The following is an 18946-nucleotide window of genomic DNA, read 5'->3' on the forward strand; positions in this document are numbered from 1 at the left end:
AGCGCCACGGGCCTGCCCGCCGGCGTCACGCTGGCCGCCAACGGCACGCTCTCGGGCACGCCGACCACCGCCGGCAGCTACACCGTCACGGTCGCGATCACCGATGCCCATGGCGCCACCGGCACCGCAACCTATACGCTGACCGTTAACCCGCCGCCGCCGCCGGTCGTTGCCGATCCGGTGACGACTTCGGTCGCGGCCAATACCAAGACCGAGGCCGGCAAAAGCGTCAGTCTCAATCTGTCGAGCCTGGTCACCGGTCAGTTCGATGATATCCGCGTCGTCACCCAGCCCGCGCACGGCACGGTCACGATCTCGCGGACACTTGCGATGCGCGGCATCGGCGGTTCGCCGCTGATGGCCATGGCCATCGCCATGTCCTCGGTGTCGGTGCCGGGTCAGATCATCGCGGTCTATACCCCGGAAGCGGGATACCAGGGGACGGACACCTTCCAATATGTCGCTGTAGGACCGGGCGGCACTTCGGCACCGGCAACCGCCACCATCCAGGTGGTCGGCACGGCACCCACCGCCCAAGCGATCACCGCATCCGCGACCGATGGCCAGTCCATCTCAGTGGATCTCACCGCAGCCGCTGCGGGTGGCCCGTTCACGGCCGCCACGGTGACCAGCGTATCGCCTGCGGATCAGGCGACCGCGACGATCGTCTCCAACGGCACGGCCGAGGCGCGGACCTTCCGCCTGCAAGTGACGCCCAAGGCGCGCTTCAACGGGACGATCGAGGTCGGGTACACGCTCGCCAACGTGTTCGGTACATCGGCGCCGGCCGTGGTGACGATCAACGTTACGGCGCGCCCCGACCCGTCGCAGGATGCCAAGGTACGCGCGATGAGCGATGCGCAGGCGGAGGCGGCGCGCCGTTTCTCACGGGCGCAGGTCGCCAACTTCATGAGCCACGCCGAAGCACTGCACGGAGCCGAATGCGGTCGTTCGATCAATGGCCTGCGCCTGGGGTCGACGGACATGCCGGGCAGCTCGCACATGCCGGGGCAGCCGATCGAACGCAGCTTGTCCGAACGTGACCGTCGTGGCGCACGCACCGGCGATCCGTCGGAGCAGGACGAACGCCGCGATGAAGGTCGGGACGTCGCGCCCGCCGGATGCGGTGGACGGGTCGGGCTGTGGTCCGGCGGTACCATCGACATCGGTACGCGCGATGCGATCACCGGTCGGTCGAAGGTCACTGCCACGACCTCGGGCGTGAGTGCAGGTGTCGATCTGCATGTTGCCAAGGGGATTACCCTCGGCATCGGCGGAGGCCTCGGCCATGACCGCAGCACGATTGCTGGTGGCGCCGGTCAGGTTAACAGCGACAGCCAAGTGGTGGCCATCTACGGCAGCGCGTCGCCGATGCAGGGATGGTTCGTCGACGGCATGGTCGCACATGGTTGGCTTGATTATTCGCTGCGGCGGCTTGACGAGGGCGCGGGAGCGTTGGCGACCGCGGATCGGTCGGGCAGCTTCACCACCGGTGCACTGTCGTCGGGGATCGATCGGACCACCGGTGCGCTACGCTGGTCGGTCTATGGCCGGGCAGAATATCTGAACGGTCGCCTGAACCGCTACATCGAGGAAGGTGCTGGCATCTACAATCTGCGCTTCGACGATCGCGACCTGCAATCCGTAACCGGTGCACTCGGCGTTCGCCTTGCGTGGCAGCGGCCCGTGCCCTTCGGGGTATTGACCGGACGGTTGCGGACCGAGTGGCTGCACGAGTTCACCGGTGGCACCCGCCAAGGGCTGGACTATGCCGACGTAACCGGGCCGTCCTATTACAGCCTGCTCGCATCGGGATGGTCACGCGAACAGTTCATGTTCGCACCCGGCATCGGTCTGGCGCTGCCGTCGGGCTGGGATGTCGGGCTGGATGTGGGCGTTCGGGTCGCCAACGGCGAACGCGCCGCAACCACCGGGGTACAAGTTCGGAAGCAGTTCTGATGCGGAAAGGGCGGTCAGTTGTACGTCGAGCATCGACCCGCCTTTTCCGTCCTGGCACTTCGTAAATGCTGTCGATAGTCTCAGTACCGATCCGCCCATCCTGTCGGGCAAAATCGCAGAGCAGCTTTCTTATTGCCTTCCGAATATGGTTTTAGAGCAGATCAACCAAATCTCATTTCTCGATCCCTCTGGGGACGGTCGCAGCCAGCGCGCTTCGACTGGCTCAGTCGTTAACGTATAGGCGACCACTACGCCTTCCGGAACGCGGGCTCGCCCGTGTGGAGGACCGGACGCAAATGTGTCCCGCATCCCGCAAAAGGGTGGACTTCCCACCCTTTTGCGCTTTTGCGCCTCCAGCTTTCTCTATTGTCCTTCTCCCATCCTGGCCCGGGCTCTTTCTGTACTTTCCTGCCCCTCCGGCGGCATAGCCGCAGGCTATTCGTCGCCGCCGTGCGGCCGGGCTATGACCCGCAGATCATCGACCCGCGCAGCCGGGTCGTGACGTTGCGGCGAGTGACGATCAGCGCCGCGTCGGTCGTGACCGTTTCGTAGCCCATGGACCTGATGCGCGCGGTATCGACGACCCGGATGGTCAGGTCGCCGGACCGCCAGGCGTCATGGGTAAACGGGAACAAGTCGCGCGCATCGCGTCGCGGTTTAAGGATGACGATGCGACCGCCAACCTTGGTCATCGCCTTGTCCCCAGCAGCGACGAAGTGGATCGGTCCGCCCCGGCGGGGCGACCAGTAGCAGCCGGTACCATCAAGGCCAGCCGCCCGCCAATCCGCCCCCGTCGTTGCCTCCAGCACCGCAGGGCGAGGTGCCGCATCCACTGTGGCGATGGACGTCAGCACCGGCACCAGCGCCGCGACGATCCGAAGCGTCAGCGGCCCCCTCATGCATCGAGCTCGATGACGCTGCGCTCGCCCAAAATCCGGTGCGAGCGGGCGACCTGCGCGCCCAGCGCCCGCTGCACCAGCCAGAAGAACCCGGCGGTTGCCGCCTGCGGCCATTCCCCCGCCAGCCAGCGGTCGATACGGAAGCCAGCAGCAACGAGACCGAGGACGAAAGCGATGCCGGCCCACCACATCGCCAGCCGCGCGGCAAGATAGACGCCGTCGACGATCCATAGCCGGAAGCGCGACGCCGCCGGATGCCAGATTGCCCAGCCGAACAAGGTCAGCGGCGCAGCCACGGCAGCGCCATAGGCCATCGCAGGGTCGAGGTTCGCCGCAACCAGACGATAGGCGAGGAACCCGACCGCGCCCAACAGCAGCGCTGCGCCCGCCGCGCGGAAAAACCCGATCCGACCGAGCAAATCGCCGAGGATCATGCCAATGAGGTAGGGCATCTGCCGCTCCGCTTAAAAAGATGTGCCGACCGCGCCGAGCCGGGCAGTGACCGCCCGGTCGACCAGCGCGCGGGCTTCACGATCCGCCGCGCTGCTTGGCGACAGCGTCAGGCGCATGCCGGTCGAGTCCACCTCGAGCGACATCGTGTCGCCAAGCTTGCCCTGGGGTGCGATCAGTACCCGTTGGCGCGGGCCATAGATCGATGGGCCGTAACGAGAGATCACTTCGGCGCGAATCTGCTCGTGGCTGCGGCCAGCCTGCGGCGCCCGATATTGGACTATGCCAACCCGGCCACCGTCCGGCGTGGGGACAATGTTGGCCCGGACAGTCTCTTCGCCCTTAGCGGCGTTGTAAGCGTAAACGCCGGATCGGGCGGACGTCGGCGGTATCTCATTGCGCCGTCTGGCAACTGCTTCCTCCACGACTTCCAACCAGCTGTTGCCGGGATCAGCGCTCACCGTCCAACCGGTCCTTCGCAGCAGCGCCACCGCGTCGGCGGCCTTCATGCCGGGGCGGATACCGGCAATGTCGAACGTCTTGACCGAATTGAGCGCCGTCTCCAGCGGCTGTGCTACGCTCGGTACGCTGGCCGTGCCGCTTACCGCCAGCAACAGCATGGTGGGGATCGTCATTGTCTTGATCATCTTGCGTTTTCCTGTTCCGCGGACGCGCGACATCGTTCGCCGGGGAGCCGTCCCGGCGTCGCAGTCCTGACTGTCATGGGTGTTCCTGCTGGCTGGCGGCATCAGCCCGGAGGTGGTGCGCGTGCGGCGAGGTGGCAGGTCATCGCAGCACCAGCGTCACGAAGCCTGCCGTGTCGGTCGCACCTGCAACATGGCCGGCATCGAAAGCGCGGGCGATGCCGAACCGCACCGAGGAGGTCGGCGACAGTGCCGCCGACCAGCCCAGTTCGATGTCGAGTTCACGCGCTGATGGGGCCAGATCGACCACCGCTGTCCGCGTCGCCAGCGCCCCCGACATCAGGTCGTAGGTGACTGGCAGCACCATGGTCGCCCGCGCACGCTCGACGCGGAGCGGCGAGGACAGGCCAAGCGTCGCGACGCCGCCGAGCAGGCCGCGTGCACCCTCGACCGCGTAAGCGGTGCCAAGCACCGGCTGGTCGAAGCGCATCAGTTTGGACCCACCGCGCACGCGGGTATTGGCAGTTGTCGCCCGCGCGGACAGCACCAGTCCGGCAACGGTCCGCCGAATCGTCAGCGTCGCCATCGTGGTGGAGGCCCCCTCCAACCCGAGGTCGGGACCGCCGCTCAGCCCCAGCACGCGGCCACGCTCGGCGAGGTTGGTCAGCTCCAGCCCGATTCCCAGCGGCGTTGTTATTGCGACGGTGCGCTGCCCGGTCCGACGATCACGCGACGTGCCGGAGGCGAACGATGCCGACCAGCCCGAGCCGGTCCAGCTCGACGTCATTCCGACCGGTGTCGCGCCGATCCCGCGCAACGGCGATCCGGCAATGGCGGCACTTTGGCCGATCGCGACGTTCGCGCCCAGCGTGACCGTCTGCCCCCGTGCCGGAGAAAAGGAGGCAAAAGCCGGGCGGTTGGATCGCGCGCCCTGCCAATAACCCGTGGTCGTCGCCGGCGATACAAAGCCGAACCTTGCATCGTTCGGGTTAGGCGTCAGCCAAGGCGGATCGACCGGCGTCAGCATCGCACCGGCCAAGAGCCCAGAGCTCTGCGCGCGGATGCCGGATGCACCCGTCATGTGGAAGTCCCGGCCATAACGGTCGAGCACTGTCATGCCGGAGACCTTGTCGCCCAACGCCGCCGCACCGGCGCCACCACCGAACGGACCCGAGACGGTAAGCGAGGAGTAGCGGGCCAATACGGTCTGCGCGGCCGCGAAGGCAGCAGCAGGCGCCTGCGCCTGCATCGCCTTTTCGATGTTGAGAATGCCCGCGCCAAAGATCGGATCGACGCCCGGCGCACCGGCGTCGGTGGCGGTGTCGAGCAAGATGCGGCTGATCGCCTTGCCGCCAAGCTGCGGCCAATATTGCTTGAGGAGCGCCGCCGCACCGGCGACTGCGGGAGCAGCGAAGCTGTTGCCGGTCACCGTCACAATCGCGCCGCTTTCATCCATGGTCTGCACAGCGTTGCCGCCCGCCGCGATCATGCGATCGGCGAGCGGGCTTGGGCTTCCGTTGGCGCTACGCGGATTGCCGTTGCGGTCGACGCCGATCGCAAACAGGAACCAGTCCTTGTTGGCACGATCTGTGCCGATGAGGTTTTCGGCGAATTGACCGGTGAAGCTGTCTTCGTCGGTGAAATTTGAGATGGACTGTACGAATAGCCGGTCGGCCTGTCGCACGGCGTCCATCGCCGCACGCTGGTCGATCGCCTGCTGTCCGGCGACGCTTCCGTTAGCGCTCAGGTTGATGACGAACGCCCCCTTCTCGAGAGCGTAGCGGATGGCGGGCGCAAGCAGCGCGGGGTTCGGCCCACTTCCTTCCGGCACGGCGCCGGATGTGGGCGTCACGTTCGACATGTCCGGCCCGCTGATCTTGAGCGCCAGGATCGTGGCATCAGGCGCCACACCCTGAATGCCATTGCCGTCGCGGGCACCGGCGGCGACGCCAGCGACCCTTGTGCCGTGACCAATCACATCCTTCACTTCGAAGCGGATCGTCTCAGCGGCGCAGGTGCCGCAGCGGGCAATCTTCTGGTCGAAGGCCGTACTGTCCGGCGAAATGCGCCCGGCGAATTCGCGGCCGGAGGTATCGATGCCGGTGTCGAGGATCGCGATCGTCACGCCCTTGCCGGCGATCCCTTGATCATAGGCATAGGCAGCTTTAGCGGACACGACCGAACCCGATGCTTGATACTCCGCGCTGCTGGCGGATGATATTGATGTCGGCGACGGCGTGGGAGTCGGTGACGGTGCCGGACTGGGTGTCGGGATCGACCCGGAAGAATTGATGCCACCGCCTCCACCGCCTCCACCGCATGCGGCGAGTAGCAGCGTCACCGACGCGGCCGTCGAACTCCTGATGATGGTAAGCCGTCTATTGCGGCTCCCGATAACTGCACCCACGCCCGAACCCCCGTCCGCGTGGTGCCGATCGGCCTTCCCAGCCGGCGGCACCGCCCTGTAGAAACGAGGCGGTGCCGGCCCGTGAGCCGGAGATTGGAAACCTGCAGTAAGACAGGCGCGAGCGTCTTTGGGCTTGTGCCTTGGACATACACGCCCGCTCCCCGGCCGAATAGGATTCGGGCCGGGCGTACGGCTACTTACTGACGAGGTTTCCACGCCTCGGTCCGCCTGCTGGCGAACGCCTCGACCCTAAGCCGGATGCGTTAACAATCTCAAGCGGCGATCAGTGTGGAAGCAAAAACCCTGTGCAAAACACTGTTCACTTCGTCTTGTCCGCTTTCGGCCGGTCAAGGCGACTGGGCGTACGCACTCCGAACCTCAGTCGGTTCGCCGGGCGAATGCGGATCGGCAGACTCGGCTGGATATGCGCGGTCAGTGGCGTCAGGTGTTTCAACGCCTCCAGCTTGATCGACAGTTCCGCCTCGTCGTCATAGGTTCTGGCTGTCTCGGTCTCGCCTTCATGGCCGAAGATGTCGCAGCGGACGCTGTCCGGAACGACGCCCTTCAGGATCGACGTGGCCGTACCGCGGAAGCTGTGGACGTCCTTGTCCTTCCAAGCGCCGCCCGCCTGATGCCGCCAGGGCGTTCCGTTGGGGAACGCCCATTTTCTCCACGGATTGAAGATGCTCTTGTAGAAGGTGCTGGCGAAGCTGGAACTGCCCGGCGATGCCATGTCTGGAAACAACATGGTGCAGCCCGCCGCACGGATCGCGTGGACATATTCGATGAAGCCCAGCCGGATCAGCTCCGGATGGATCGGCAGCTTGCGGATGGACTGAACATTCTTCAGCCCACGGTCTTCCGTGAAATCGATCTGTAGATATGGAATCAGTTCGTCTTCATGCACATCGCTAAGCGGCAACCCGGCCAGCTCCGAGCTGCGACCGCCATAGAGCGGCAGCATGAGCGGCAGCCAGTACCAAGCATCGTGCAGGATCTCGCTTCCGGGCGTCAGGCGGCGATCGATCCCGGCCGCCCCGGTCCAGATCGGGGCCGACAGCAGCCGGCGAACTTCCTGCTTCGTCCAGTTCGCGCGCCTCTCCCGATCACGCTTTTGCTGTTGACGTGCCTTTTTGCCGACGCCTTTCCGGGCCGTCTTGAAGTCGATCGCTTCGGCGGGACGATGGCCTTTCTCCCTGTTCGCACCTGCGGCGTGATGAAGGACGGCCATGATCCAACTGATATGCTTGTTGATCGTAACTTGGGAAATGCCGAGCATCTTCTCCGGCATGGTCTTGGCCCGTGCCAAGCTCGCCGCAATCCCGCCCACGCGTTCCTCGGTTGTACGGCCCCAGCGGTTGGGCAGGGTGCTGCACAGGTCAGTGAAGTCAGTCACATGCTCCTGCGTGATATCCTCTATGAAGACGTCGCCGCCGCACGCATAGTCGAACAGGCGGACAGCGGTTCGAACCTGCTGGATCGTGACTGCGTCCCACGCGCGCTGGCGTTCATGGACTGCGATGCAGGCGTCGGCGGCGTCGACGAGGCGTTGCTTCGCCTTGGCCGGCACCGGCTGGACTGCCACCTGCTCGACCGGGCTGGTCGGTTGCGGCTTGGACGGCTGAGGTGGCGGGACCGACGTCGTTTCCCATGCGAATGGCGTATCGTCCGCAAGCGCGTCGTCGATCCATTCAGCGGGCAAATCCTCTTCCAGGGACAGGTTCGCCGTCGCCTTCCGACACGCAACGGCCTTGGCGGCGCAGATGGTACGGCGCATCTTGTCCAGATTTGCCGCCGTCGGCGCGATACCGAAATTTTCGACATAAGTGCCGATCTGCTCGCCGGAGACAGGGCTTCCACCCTGAAGGTCAAAGACCGTGTCGGCGACGGCCTTGGCGTCGGACAGGTTCCAACCGTTGGCGGTCAGGCGATCAAGGTCGTCGAGCGTCCATTTCGCGTCGACCCCGCGCTTGGACAGGAAGGTCCAGGCCTCGGCATAGCGGGAGTTGAGGCTGGCATGATCGACGGCGGGAGTGCTGCTGGCGACCTGATCCTCGAGAATGCGCTTCAACTGCCAGCGCAGTGCGTCGCTGAACACCTTTTTGAGTTGATCCGGGCTGACACCCGTCGACCGCTCGCCATACCCCATGCGTAATGTTTCCGCCGCCGAACCAAGACGCAAGGCGATCACCCGCGCGTCCATAAAGCTCATCGCACCGATGGGTAACGCCAGCGTTAACCGCACGCCGGCGACCGTCATTTTCTTGCGCCACCAATAGCGACTGCCGCGCAGCGCCACGTTCGAAAAGCCCATTCCGCCACCCCAAGGGGTACAGCGAGGGGTACAGTCGGGGGTACAACCGTCCCTGATCGCCATCGTTAAGACGCAAAATCAGAGACTTAGATGCGGATGGTCGGGGAGACAGGATTCGAACCTGCGACATCCTGCTCCCAAAGCAGGCGCGCTACCAGACTGCGCCACTCCCCGACAGGGAGTTGCCCTTAGGGGAAGCGGGGCGGCGGGTGCAAGGGGAATTTCAGAGGTTGGCCTGTTCCTCCTCCGACAGATCGGCGTCGGGCGGGTAATAAAGGGCCGCGCATTCCTGGCGCAGGCAGCCGCCCTCGATCACGATGTCGTCGCGATAGGCATCCGCGATGAAGCCCAGCGTGTCGACATGCCGTGCCTCGAAATACATCGGGTGGACGTCGTCGCGGCCCGCGCCGTACACGACCCGCTCGACCTTGGACCAGATCGACGCCATCGTACACATGCCGCAGGGTTGCAGCGTCGAGTAAAGCGTCGCGCCGCGCAGTTCGAGTTCGCCTTCCCCTTCGCAGGCGCGGCGGATCGCCATCATTTCGGCATGGGCGGTGGCGTCGGGGAGTTCCTCGGTCTGGTTGCGCTCGGCCGCGATCACCTTGCCGTCCAGCACGATGACCGATCCGAGCGGCGAGGTCGAGGGATCGGAACCCTTCGACCGCGCCACCTCGATCGCCATGCGCATCCATTTTTCGTCGTCCTGGGTCATGGTGGGGTTAACGCCGTAGCCCAGCTTTCGGGCTCAAGCGTTTGGAATCCCGCCTGTCACCGCTCGGCCTTTGTCGCGTAATAGTCGCTCAGCACGCCGAACGCCTCCTTGCGCTGCCCGGTCTCGGAGATCAGGCCCTTGCGGTTCCAGCCCTGCTGGAAATCGGGATTCTGGCGGCGCGGCGAGCGGAAGTCCTTGAGGATCCACGGCGACATGCCGCGCAGGGTCGGCACATGGTCGGCCATGCCCAAAGTGGCGCGGTAATAATCCGCCTGAAAATCCTCGGAGAATTTCTGCTTGTTCGCCGGATCGTGGAAACCCGCCCGGGCATCGGCGCCGAATTCAGAGAAGATCAGCGGCTTGTCAGCGGGCACCCGCCATTCGCTGCGCGCCAGATCGGTCAGGCGGTCCTGCGTGTACCAACCATTATAGGTATTGATCGCCATGACATCGAGCGCGTCGGCCAGCGGATCGGCGAGGGTCATGACCGGGTGATCCGCGCCCTCCCCCCGCTCGACCAGCAGCGCAGCGCTGACCAGCCGCGTATCGTCCAGCCGACGGACATCGCCGACCAGCGTGCGGAGAAAGACGTTGCGCGCGTCGGTCACGGGCGTCTCGTTGGCGACGCTCCAGATCGCGATTGAGGCGCGGTTGCGATCGCGCAGGATATTCTCCACCAGCATCGTCCGCGCGCGGTTCAGCGTGTCGGGGTTGGACCAGGCCACGCGCCAATAGACGGGCACCTCGCTCCAGACGATCAGGCCGAGTTCGTCGGCCAACCGCACCGTCACGTCGGAATGCGGATAATGGGCCAGCCGGACGAAATTGCCGTGCAGCCCGTCCTTGATCTCGCTGAGCAGCGCGCGCGAGGCGGCCGGGGTCATGGCGCGGGTGGGATCAACGCCCAGTTCCTCCTCGTGCATCGAAATGCCGCGCAGGAAAATGGGCTTGCCGTTGAGCAGGATGTCGGCCCCGCGTCGCTCGATGGTGCGGAAACCGATCCGGTCGCGCCACTGATCCTCGCCCGCCGTCACCGCCACATCATAGAGCCGGGGCCGCGCGGGCGACCAGCGGACCAGTGCACGAGGGGCGGCCATCGTCGCGCGCCAGTCGCCATGGGCGTCGGTCGTCCCCGCCCGGTCCAGCCCCAGTTCGGCGATACGCAGCCGCACCGGCCGGTTCGCCGCCTGCGGACCGTCGAGATGTACGTCCACCGCCATGCGTCCGTCGCGAGTCAGACGGACCCAGGCATCGTCGACATAGGTATCGGGCGTCTGGATCAACCGGACCGGGCGGGTGATGCCGCCATAATTCTCCCAGTCGGTGACGGGCGGCGGCACGGTCGCCTCGGTCGCCTGGCTGTCGACGCCGACCGTAACCTGGTTCTGGCCCTCGCGCAGCAGCCCGGTCACGTCGAAGGCGAAGGGCGTGAAGCCGCCCTCATGCTTTCCGACCGGCTTGCCGTTCAGATAGACGATGGTCGCGTAATTGGCCGCACCGAACCGAAGAAAATAACGGCCCTTGCGGACGGCGGGGGCGGCGAAGGTCCGCTGATACCACATCAGCCCGTCATAATGGCGAAGCTCGGGCGCCTGGGTCAGCCAGGACGACGGCAGCGAGGTCAGTGGCGAATGGGGCAGGTCGAACTCGTAGAGGACGCGGCTGTCCTTCGCCATTTCGGCACGAACGTCGACATCTTTCCAACGCTGCTGCCCGCTGTCGGGCATGCCGCCATGGAAGCCCGAAATCCCTGAGCGAAATGGGTCGATCGAATAATGCCAGGGGCCGGACAGGTCGGTGCCGTCGCGCAGATCGGCCGCCGCGAGAACGGGGCCGGGCCGAGGCGCGGCATCCTGCGCGAAGAGCGGCGCGCCCGTGGCCAGCATCATGCCCGCCACGGCATATCGCCACATGGTCCTGCCCATCATACCGCTCTCCCGTCATTCGGCCGGCCCTGACCGCCAGCCCTTGTCGTCAATCTAGATCGCGCGCGCGCTCATCGCCAGCCGGTGGCGGGGCGATATTCGAAGCTCATGCCGACCGCACGGCCCGGCTGGAAACCCTTCCACACGGTCGAGGCGGGCGGGCCCGGACTGTACTGCGCCACCCGGCCGACCGGCGCGTCCGACCAGCGGCCCGCGTCCGACTGCACCGTCAGGCCGTTCAGATAGGCGTCCATGCCCGTCTCGCCCTTCACATAGCGGTCGAGAAAGGCGGTGATCAAATGGGTCTGGATGGGCAGCAGCCTGTCCTTGCGCCACACCGCATCCTCGAACCAGTCCATGTCCCAGAAGCGCTGCCGCATTGCCGGAGGTGCAGGGGCCAGCGCGATGCTGTGCCCCGCCTGGGCGAAGGTCAGCAGGTAGCGCGGGGAGGGTGCGGGCGCGGTGAACAGCGCGCGAACCGCCTCGTGCCCGACGACCCGATCATGATCGCCGACGACGATCAGCGTCGGCACGGGCACCGCGCCCACGCCCTTTTCTGTCCAGATCGGCACGTCGCCAAAGCGGGCGGCGGGGGCGAGCGCGACGATGGCTTTCAGATGTTTCGCCCGCAATTCGCCCGCCCGATCGGCGGCATAGGGGGTGAGGATGCCCCGGCTGAGCCTGCCCATGCCGGGGTTCAGCGGTGCGCCACCGACCGTCAGCACGCCGTAACCGCCCATCGAATAGCCGATCAGCGCGGTTCGCGTCGGATCGGCGGCCGCGAATATGCCCTGACGCTTCTCCGCGCGGGCCTGTGCCTCGGCAGTGACGAAGGCGATGTCGAGCGGCCGCCGGGCGATGGGTCCGGCGCGGGCGGCATCGGTGCGGATGCTGATCGGCGGATCGCGAAAGGCCGGGGCGACCACGACATAGCCCTTGCTCGCCAGATTCTCGCCCAGCCAGGACAGGACCTCGGGCGTGTTCCCATAGCCATGCGCCAGGATCACCAGCGGGAAACGACCCGCCGCGACCGGGCGAGCGGGTGAGGCCAGTCCGGGCAGGTCGAAGGCCACGTCCCGGCCATCCTCGCCGGACAAGGCCGTCTTGTAGGTGGTCCCCCGCCCCGCCGAGGCCGCAGGATACCAGATCAGCAGCGGCAGTTCCCGATCGACGATGGCGGGCCGGTCCCTGCCCTGAAGCGGATCGGCCTGTCCCGGCTGGACGAACCGGCTGCGCTGCACGCCGACCGGATAGCGGCCCAGCCGGGCGAGTTCGGGCGCATCGACCGGCGGCCGGGCCGGGGCATCGCCCTGCCCTTCCCCCGGCCGTTGCGCGGTGGCCGCGACGGCGAGCACCGCCACGGCCAGCCCCAGCCCTAGACCGATCCGACGCATCAGAAGTTCAGGCCGAGGCGCATACCCGCATAGCGGCGGAAGTCACGCGGCAGCACCGCCTGGGTCGCGACGTTGTTGCCGAAATTGCCCGCCGTGTTCACCAGCGATCCGTAATATTGCTTGTCGAACAGGTTGTTGACGAAGGCGACCAGCTCCCAGCGGCGATCCTCCTCGCGGACGCCCAGACCGACATTGACGATGCTGAAGGCGGGCTGGAAGGTCTGCGGATCGCGCGCCTGGAAATAGAGGCTGCTCTGATATTGCCAGTTCACCTGCGCGACCCCGCGCGTCGTCGCGGTCAGGCGCGGGGAATAATCCAGATTGGCGTTGAACTTCCACTTGGGCGCCTGGATTGCGGTCGTGCCGGTCAGGTTCTGGCTGGCCGGGGAGCCGGTGCAGCCCTGCGCCGCCGTCTGCAGCGGGTAGCATTGCGCCACACCGAACTCGGTATATTTTGCGTCCAGATAGGTGACCGCGCCGCCCAGGTTGAAGCTGTCGCTGAACCGCATCGATCCTTCGAACTCGACACCCTTGGTGTTGAGCTTGCCGACATTGGTCAGGCGATAGTTGGAGGTGCCGTCCGCCAGTGTCTCGATGGTCTGGGCCTGAAGGTCGCGGTAATTGGTGTCGAACAGCGTGACATTGGCGGTCAGGCGTCGATTGAGGAACTGGCTGCGAATGCCGATTTCCTTGTCCCGCGACTTTTCAGGACGGATCGGCCCGGCCAGCGCACGGTTGCGGTTGAAGCCGGTGGTCAGGTCGTAGGTCTGGCCCTTGTAACCAGTCGCATAGGTCACGAAGCCGTTGACGGTCGGGCTGAAATCATAGCGCAGCGTACCGCGATAGGTCCCCGCGGTGTCGCTGGCATGCCCCGCAAAGGCCGTGCCCGCCAGATTGTCACGGAAAGTATAGCTGACCCGCTCGTTCTGGACGCGCCCGCCGCCGGTGAAGGTCAGGTCGGGTACGATCGTCCAGTCGACCTGCGCAAAGGCCGCGACCTGGCGCGACTGCGACGTGGCGTACCAATTGGCGAGCGAGAAATACGGCCCGCGCTGGAACGGGCGGTTGAACTTCACATTCGCGCCGTACAACCCGACCGTATAGCGGAACGGCTTGTCGGCATCGGATTGCAGCCGGACTTCCTCGGTCACCTGCTCGGAATTGAAGACGCCGATCTGGGTGTTCTTGCCCAGATTGCCGGGTGCGGACGTGTCGTCATGATCGAGATAGTCGTTCAGGTGGAAACGGTCATAGGAACTGATCGTGACGAGGTTCAGCGACCCGATCCCGAACTCGCCCCGGATATAGCCGCCGCCGCCCTCATATTTGGTGCGCGAGTTGTAATTGTTGCTGATCGTCTGGTTGTCCGGCCCGACCACGACGCCGGGGAGCACCGCCGATGGGGTCAGCCCGGCGGTGCCACGCAGCCGGGCATTTTGTCCGAACAACAGGAAGGGCCGACCGACCGTGGTGTTGCCGTTGACGTAATTGCCCGAGATGACGAGCGCGGCCGTATCGGTCGGCTCCCAGCGCAGCTTGCCGCGCAGGTTCAGCGTCTCGCGGCCATTGACCCGCTTGCCGTTGAACAAGTTGCGGATATTGCCGTCCCAGTTGTTGTACGCGGCCGACACGACATAGCCGAGTTGCTCGTTGATCGGGCCGGAGACGCTGAAATTGATGCCCTGCTCGCGATCGGTCGTCGCGACCGCATTGGCGCGGATGCGCAGTTCCGAGGTCGGGTTGCGGGTGATCAGATTGACCAGACCGGCCGAGGCCGACTTGCCGTAGAGCGTGCTCTGGGGGCCGCGCAGCACCTCGATCCGCTCGACGTCGGGCAGATCGGTGAAGGCGCGCGCCTGGAAGGCCAGCGGCACTTCGTCGACCAGCACGGCAACGCTCGACTCGACGCCGATACCGAAGGCGAAGGTGCCGACGCCGCGCAGCGAGATGTTGGAGTTCTGCGGCTGCTCGGCCGGGCGGACGACCAGCGAGGACGAGACCTTGCCGATATCGGTAAAGTTGCGGACACCTGCCGCCGCCAGCTGGGCCGGGGCGACGACCGAGACGGCGAGTGGGACGCGCTGGACATTCTCGGCGCGCTTGTTGGCGGTGACGATGATGTCGCCTGCACTGGCCGGTTCGGGTGCGACATTGGATGTCGGGCCGCCGGGCTGTCCCTGCGCCTCCTGGGTCAGCTTCGCCTCATCGGCTGGTGACGGTGCCGCCTGCTGAGCCGAAACTTGGGCGGCCGCGGACAGCGATACGATCATCGCCGTCAGGGCCACGGTGGAACGCAGCATCTTCATCCTTCCCTCCCATTGCCGCCGGTCTTGGCCGGTCTTGCCTTGTCAACCAAACATACCGAATGGCCTTACCAATGCAATGCTGTTGTTAGACCTGCACGAGGTCGGATGCCGCCGTTGCTCGAACACGGAGAAGAATTGCAAACGTGTGCGACATTTGCGCATCACTGGCCAGCGCCGGATACGCAAAAGCGCCCGGCCAGGGCCGGACGCTTCCACTTATTTGATGGAGACGTCAGACGGTCAGGTGACAACCTCGTCGTCCATCATGCTCGACCGGCATGGCATCCGCCCCCTCTATGATCAGGGTCCGACCGTCGCCCGGTGGAAGCAGCAGGGTCATGTCGCCCTTCCCTTCCCCGTCGCATGACAGGGTGACGACGACCCGCTCGGCATCGGCTTGGCCGCTCAGATGCCAGCGGGTCACCGGGCCACGACCATCGCCGCTATCGTCCTTGCCGTTCCAGCGGATGGCCCCCGTCAAAGGTGGGAAGAGCCACAGCCCGCGACGATAGGGCTCGGGCCGCCAGCCGCCCTTGGCGAGATCGACCAGCATCGCCGATCCGGCTCGCGCGAACAGCGGCGGCGGGCCATTGAGCGGTGCCGCGACATCGGCCGCCGCGCCACCGGCGAAACGCTCGCCGGTCCAGACATGGAGCCATTCCACCCCGCTTGGCAGTTGTACCGAACGGCGCTCCGCCCCTTCATCCATCACCGGCGCAGCGAGAATGTTGGGTCCCAGCATGTGCTCGTCGCGTTCGCCCCAGCTGGCCGGGTCCTGCGGGAAGTCGGCCCAGAGCGGGCGGACCATCGGCTCGTAATCGGCGTGATAGCGATGCAACAGGTCGTAGAAGAACGGGATCAGCGTCTGTCGTAACGCCATCAGGCGGTGCATCGCGGGCAGCACCTCGGGGTACATCCACGGCTCATTGACCGTGCGATCGTCATTCCAGCTATGGATGCTGAACCGGGGCATCAGCACCCCCGCCTGCACCCAGCGGATCAGCAACTCGGGCGACGGCGCGGGGCCGGAAAAGCCGCCCACGTCATGGCCGCTGTTCGACACGCCCGACAGCGCGAGGCCGATCGACTGGCGCGCATTGTAGCGGATCGTCTTCCACTCGGTTCGATTGTCGCCCGACCAGGTCTGCGCATAGCGATGCAGCCCCGCCATGCCCGAGCGGGTCACGACATAAGGCCGGGTATCGGGGCGCGCGGCGACCTGTGCCTGGCGCGACGCACGGCTCATCAGGATCGGCTGGACCGGGCGCATCTCCGACGCCGGGCGGGGCTGGCCGAAGCCGTCGACCATGGCGCGGCGGTCCCACAGCTCATATTCGTTATTGTCGTTCCACGTCGCCTCCATCCCGTGGTCGAGCAGCGCCGACGTCACCTGATCGCGCCACCAGGCCGCCGCCTCGGGCTTCGTCATGTCGATATAGCTGCCGACCTCGTCCCAGAACTGCGCCTCGACCGGCTCGCCGTCCGCGTCCGCGACGAACAGCCCGGCCGCCGCCACCTCGTCATAACGGAGATGACTGCGCAGCAGGGCGGGCTTGATGTTGGGGACCAGCCGGACACCCGCCTCGGCATAGGAGGCGATGAAGGCGGCGGGATCGGGGAATTTGTCGCGGTTCCAGTGGAAGACGTACCGCTTGTCGCCGATCGAGGTATAGCCCGACGACAAATGGAAGGAGGTGCAGCCCAGATCATGCCGCTCGCACAGGTCCAGAAACCCCGCCATCTGCGCCGCCGCGTCGGGCGCATCGGTATAGGTCATGGTCGAGCCGGAATAGCCCAGCGACCAGCGCGGCATCAGGGCCGGACGGCCGGTCAGCCAGGTAAAGCGCCGCGTCACCGCCAGCGGGTCCGGCCCGGCGATGATCCAGCGATCCACATCCCCCGCCTCCGCCACGACATGACGGTACAGGCCGTGATAATTGTCCAGCTCCTGCCCCAAGTCGAAGGTGACGTCGGCGACAGTGTCGTAAAATTCGCCATGGCACCGCCCTTCGGCATCGGCGACCAGCAGATAGGGGATCGACTTGTAGAGCGGATCGCTCGTCTCAGCATCGAAACCCATCGGGTCGACATTGGTAAGGCGAAAGCGCCGCCCGGCCCGGTCGGTGTCGCCGGTCCGGTCGCCGAGCCCATAAAAGCGCTCGCCCGGCGTCCGCGCGGCATAGTGATGCGCGCGGCCGTCCCACCAGCCGAAATCATAGGCCTGGGTCGGGCGGTCCCGCGTGATGACATGCCAGCCCTCGCCCGCCCGCTGTTCCCAGCGACCATGCAGGCCATCCAGCGTCAGGGTGACGCGCAGCCGCCCTGTCGCGACGATCAGGGTGCCGTCCGCTTCCTCGCAGGTGAAGTCGGGACAGGCAAAGCCCGACACGTCCATCCGGTCGCGTCCCGGTTCGGCGATATCTTCGGCACCGGGCGCGATGGCCCAGCTCGGCGGGCTGGTTACATGCCCCTCGGCCAGCAGCAGAAGGCGCATCACGTCCTCCTCCAGTACGAAGAGATGCGCGACCGCGCCGGTATCGGCGGTCAGGGTCAGGCGCCCGCGCAAATGGTCGGTGACAGCGAAGCGGGGCGGCTGGGACAGGGTGGCGCGCCTCATCGGCCGGGCTCCTCGATGGTGGTGGCAAAAGGCGTCAGGTGCCGGATGAAGATGATCAGAACCGCCGCGCCGATCAGGTCAAAAACGGCAAGCACGGCAAAGAGCGGCGCATAGCCAACCGTATCGGCCAGCTGCCCGATCAGCAGCGAGAAGAGCAGCCCGCCGATCCAGCCCGCCTGGCCGATAAAGCCGTTCGCGGTGCCGACCTCGGCGGGGGCGAACACGTCGGCAGACAAGGTGTTTATGAGGCCCGAGATCATCTGATGCGCAAAGCCGCCGATGCAGAACAGCGCGATCGCCGTATAGGGGCTGGCCGCCAGCCCGATGCACCCCGGTGCGATCATCAGCACCGCGCCCAAGGCCACACCCGCGACCCGCGACGGGATCAAGGTGACGCCACGCTTCATCAACCAGGGCGACAGATAGCCGCCCAGGATGCCGCCGACATCCGCCGCCAGGAAGGGCAGCCATGCGAACAACGCGATCTGCTTCAGGTCCATACCCCGCTCGCTGGCGAGGTAGAGCGGGATCCAGAAGCTGAAGGTCTGCCAGGCCGGTTCCGCCAGGAAACGCGGCACCGCGATCACCCAGAAGCGCGAGGTGCGCAGGATATCCTTCGCCTTTGCGCGCTGGACCGGCCCCTTGGGCTTTTCGACCGCGATCATCGCCTTTTCTTCCGGCGTGATGGCGGGGTGGTCGTCGGGCGAGCGATAGAAGATGTACCAGGCGGCCGCCCAGAAGATGCCCACGCCGCCGGTGACGATGAAGGCCGTGCGCCAGTCGGCCCAGAGCGCCACCGCCACCACCACCGGCGGCGCGATCAGCGCGCCGAGCGAGGTGCCAGCGTTGAACCAGCCGACCGCGACCGACCGCTCACGCGCCGGAAACCACTCGGCCACCGCCTTGATGCCCGAGGGGATGGCGGCGGACTCGAACAGGCCCAATATACCGCGATAGATGGCCAGGCTGACCCAACCGATCGCCAGCGCATGCATCATGTTCGCCGCCGACCAGGCGAGACCGAACAGCGCAAACCCGGCACGCAGGCCGAACCGGTCGATGAACGCCCCCGCCACCGGCTGCATGATCGTATAGCAGAGCTGGAACGCGCCCACGACATAGCTGTATTGCTGCGTCGACATGTGGAGCGCCGACTTCAGCTCGGGCGCGAGAACGCCCAGGCTGTTGCGCGCCAGATAATTGGCGATCGTCCCCGCGCAGATCAGCGCGACGATCCACCAGCGCAGATTGCGTACCCGCAAGCCCGTCACTCCCCTAGCCTCTCCGTACGCATCGCGGCGCCGGTGTCTGGGGCA

The 18946-nt window shown here is 66.0% G+C and carries 12 protein-coding genes and 1 tRNA gene; 1 reads left to right on the forward strand and 12 read right to left on the reverse strand.

The features are described 5' to 3' along the window. Nucleotides 1–1959, forward strand: a 1959-nt coding sequence (locus tag NS355_RS11245) for an autotransporter domain-containing protein (protein WP_153008196.1), incomplete at its 5' end; no start/stop codon positions are given. 461 nt (nt 1960–2420) lie between these two features. On the opposite strand, the gene NS355_RS11250 is transcribed toward NS355_RS11245, so the two are convergent. From NS355_RS11250 to NS355_RS11305, 12 genes are all read right to left on the reverse strand, one after another. After that, the gene (locus NS355_RS11250) at nt 2421–2858 is read right to left on the reverse strand and encodes a hypothetical protein (RefSeq protein ID WP_058745804.1); all 438 of its coding nucleotides are present in this window, start codon (nt 2856–2858) and stop codon (nt 2421–2423) included. Further along, nucleotides 2855–3310 (reverse strand): hypothetical protein, encoded by a 456-nt coding sequence (locus NS355_RS11255; RefSeq protein WP_058745805.1) that lies wholly within the window; start codon nt 3308–3310, stop codon nt 2855–2857. The genes NS355_RS11250 and NS355_RS11255 overlap by 4 nt, the downstream gene beginning before the upstream one ends. Nucleotides 3311–3322: 12 nt before the next feature. Further along, the gene (locus tag NS355_RS11260; protein ID WP_058745806.1) at nt 3323–3955 is read right to left on the reverse strand and encodes a hypothetical protein; all 633 of its coding nucleotides are present in this window, start codon (nt 3953–3955) and stop codon (nt 3323–3325) included. Nucleotides 3956–4094: 139 nt separating this feature from the next. Continuing rightward, the gene (locus NS355_RS11265; protein WP_244489657.1) at nt 4095–6128 is read right to left on the reverse strand and encodes a S8 family serine peptidase; all 2034 of its coding nucleotides are present in this window, start codon (nt 6126–6128) and stop codon (nt 4095–4097) included. Nucleotides 6129–6678: 550 nt separating this feature from the next. Next, nucleotides 6679–8673, reverse strand: a complete 1995-nt coding sequence (locus tag NS355_RS11270) for a hypothetical protein (RefSeq protein ID WP_058745807.1) — start codon at nt 8671–8673, stop codon at nt 6679–6681. Between the two features lie 97 nt (nt 8674–8770). Beyond that, nucleotides 8771–8847, reverse strand: a tRNA-Pro gene (locus tag NS355_RS11275). Nucleotides 8848–8896: 49 nt separating this feature from the next. Further along, nucleotides 8897–9388 (reverse strand): nucleoside deaminase, encoded by a 492-nt coding sequence (locus NS355_RS11280; protein ID WP_058745808.1) that lies wholly within the window; start codon nt 9386–9388, stop codon nt 8897–8899. Between the two features lie 56 nt (nt 9389–9444). Then, the gene (locus NS355_RS11285; RefSeq protein ID WP_084787855.1) at nt 9445–11301 is read right to left on the reverse strand and encodes a glycoside hydrolase family 2 protein; all 1857 of its coding nucleotides are present in this window, start codon (nt 11299–11301) and stop codon (nt 9445–9447) included. 83 nt (nt 11302–11384) lie between these two features. Beyond that, nucleotides 11385–12707 (reverse strand): alpha/beta hydrolase family protein, encoded by a 1323-nt coding sequence (locus tag NS355_RS11290; protein ID WP_058745809.1) that lies wholly within the window; start codon nt 12705–12707, stop codon nt 11385–11387. Continuing rightward, nucleotides 12707–15007, reverse strand: coding sequence for a TonB-dependent receptor (locus tag NS355_RS11295; RefSeq protein ID WP_244489658.1), 2301 nt, complete (start codon nt 15005–15007; stop codon nt 12707–12709). The genes NS355_RS11290 and NS355_RS11295 overlap by 1 nt, the downstream gene beginning before the upstream one ends. A 238-nt stretch (nt 15008–15245) precedes the next feature. After that, entirely contained in the window at nt 15246–17630 is a 2385-nt protein-coding gene (locus NS355_RS11300; RefSeq protein WP_058745810.1) for a TIM-barrel domain-containing protein, read from the reverse strand. Continuing rightward, entirely contained in the window at nt 17627–18892 is a 1266-nt protein-coding gene (locus NS355_RS11305) for an MFS transporter (protein ID WP_058745821.1), read from the reverse strand. The genes NS355_RS11300 and NS355_RS11305 overlap by 4 nt, the downstream gene beginning before the upstream one ends. Nucleotides 18893–18946: the final 54 nt, after the last annotated feature.

Source organism: Sphingomonas yabuuchiae (assembly GCF_001477495.1).
In the GTDB taxonomy this organism is placed as follows: Bacteria; Pseudomonadota; Alphaproteobacteria; order Sphingomonadales; family Sphingomonadaceae; genus Sphingomonas; species Sphingomonas yabuuchiae_A.

Coding starts and splice junctions, on each gene's coding strand:
- NS355_RS11250 (WP_058745804.1), bottom strand. CDS start 2,858: ATGAGGGGGCCGCTGACGCTTCGGATCGTCGCGGCGCTGGTGCCGGTG.
- NS355_RS11285 (WP_084787855.1), bottom strand. CDS start 11,301: ATGTGGCGATATGCCGTGGCGGGCATGATGCTGGCCACGGGCGCGCCG.
- NS355_RS11290 (WP_058745809.1), bottom strand. CDS start 12,707: ATGCGTCGGATCGGTCTAGGGCTGGGGCTGGCCGTGGCGGTGCTCGCC.
- NS355_RS11295 (WP_244489658.1), bottom strand. CDS start 15,007: ATGCTGCGTTCCACCGTGGCCCTGACGGCGATGATCGTATCGCTGTCC.
- NS355_RS11300 (WP_058745810.1), bottom strand. CDS start 17,630: ATGAGGCGCGCCACCCTGTCCCAGCCGCCCCGCTTCGCTGTCACCGAC.
- NS355_RS11270 (WP_058745807.1), bottom strand. CDS start 8,673: ATGGGCTTTTCGAACGTGGCGCTGCGCGGCAGTCGCTATTGGTGGCGC.
- NS355_RS11280 (WP_058745808.1), bottom strand. CDS start 9,388: ATGACCCAGGACGACGAAAAATGGATGCGCATGGCGATCGAGGTGGCG.
- NS355_RS11255 (WP_058745805.1), bottom strand. CDS start 3,310: ATGCCCTACCTCATTGGCATGATCCTCGGCGATTTGCTCGGTCGGATC.
- NS355_RS11260 (WP_058745806.1), bottom strand. CDS start 3,955: ATGATCAAGACAATGACGATCCCCACCATGCTGTTGCTGGCGGTAAGC.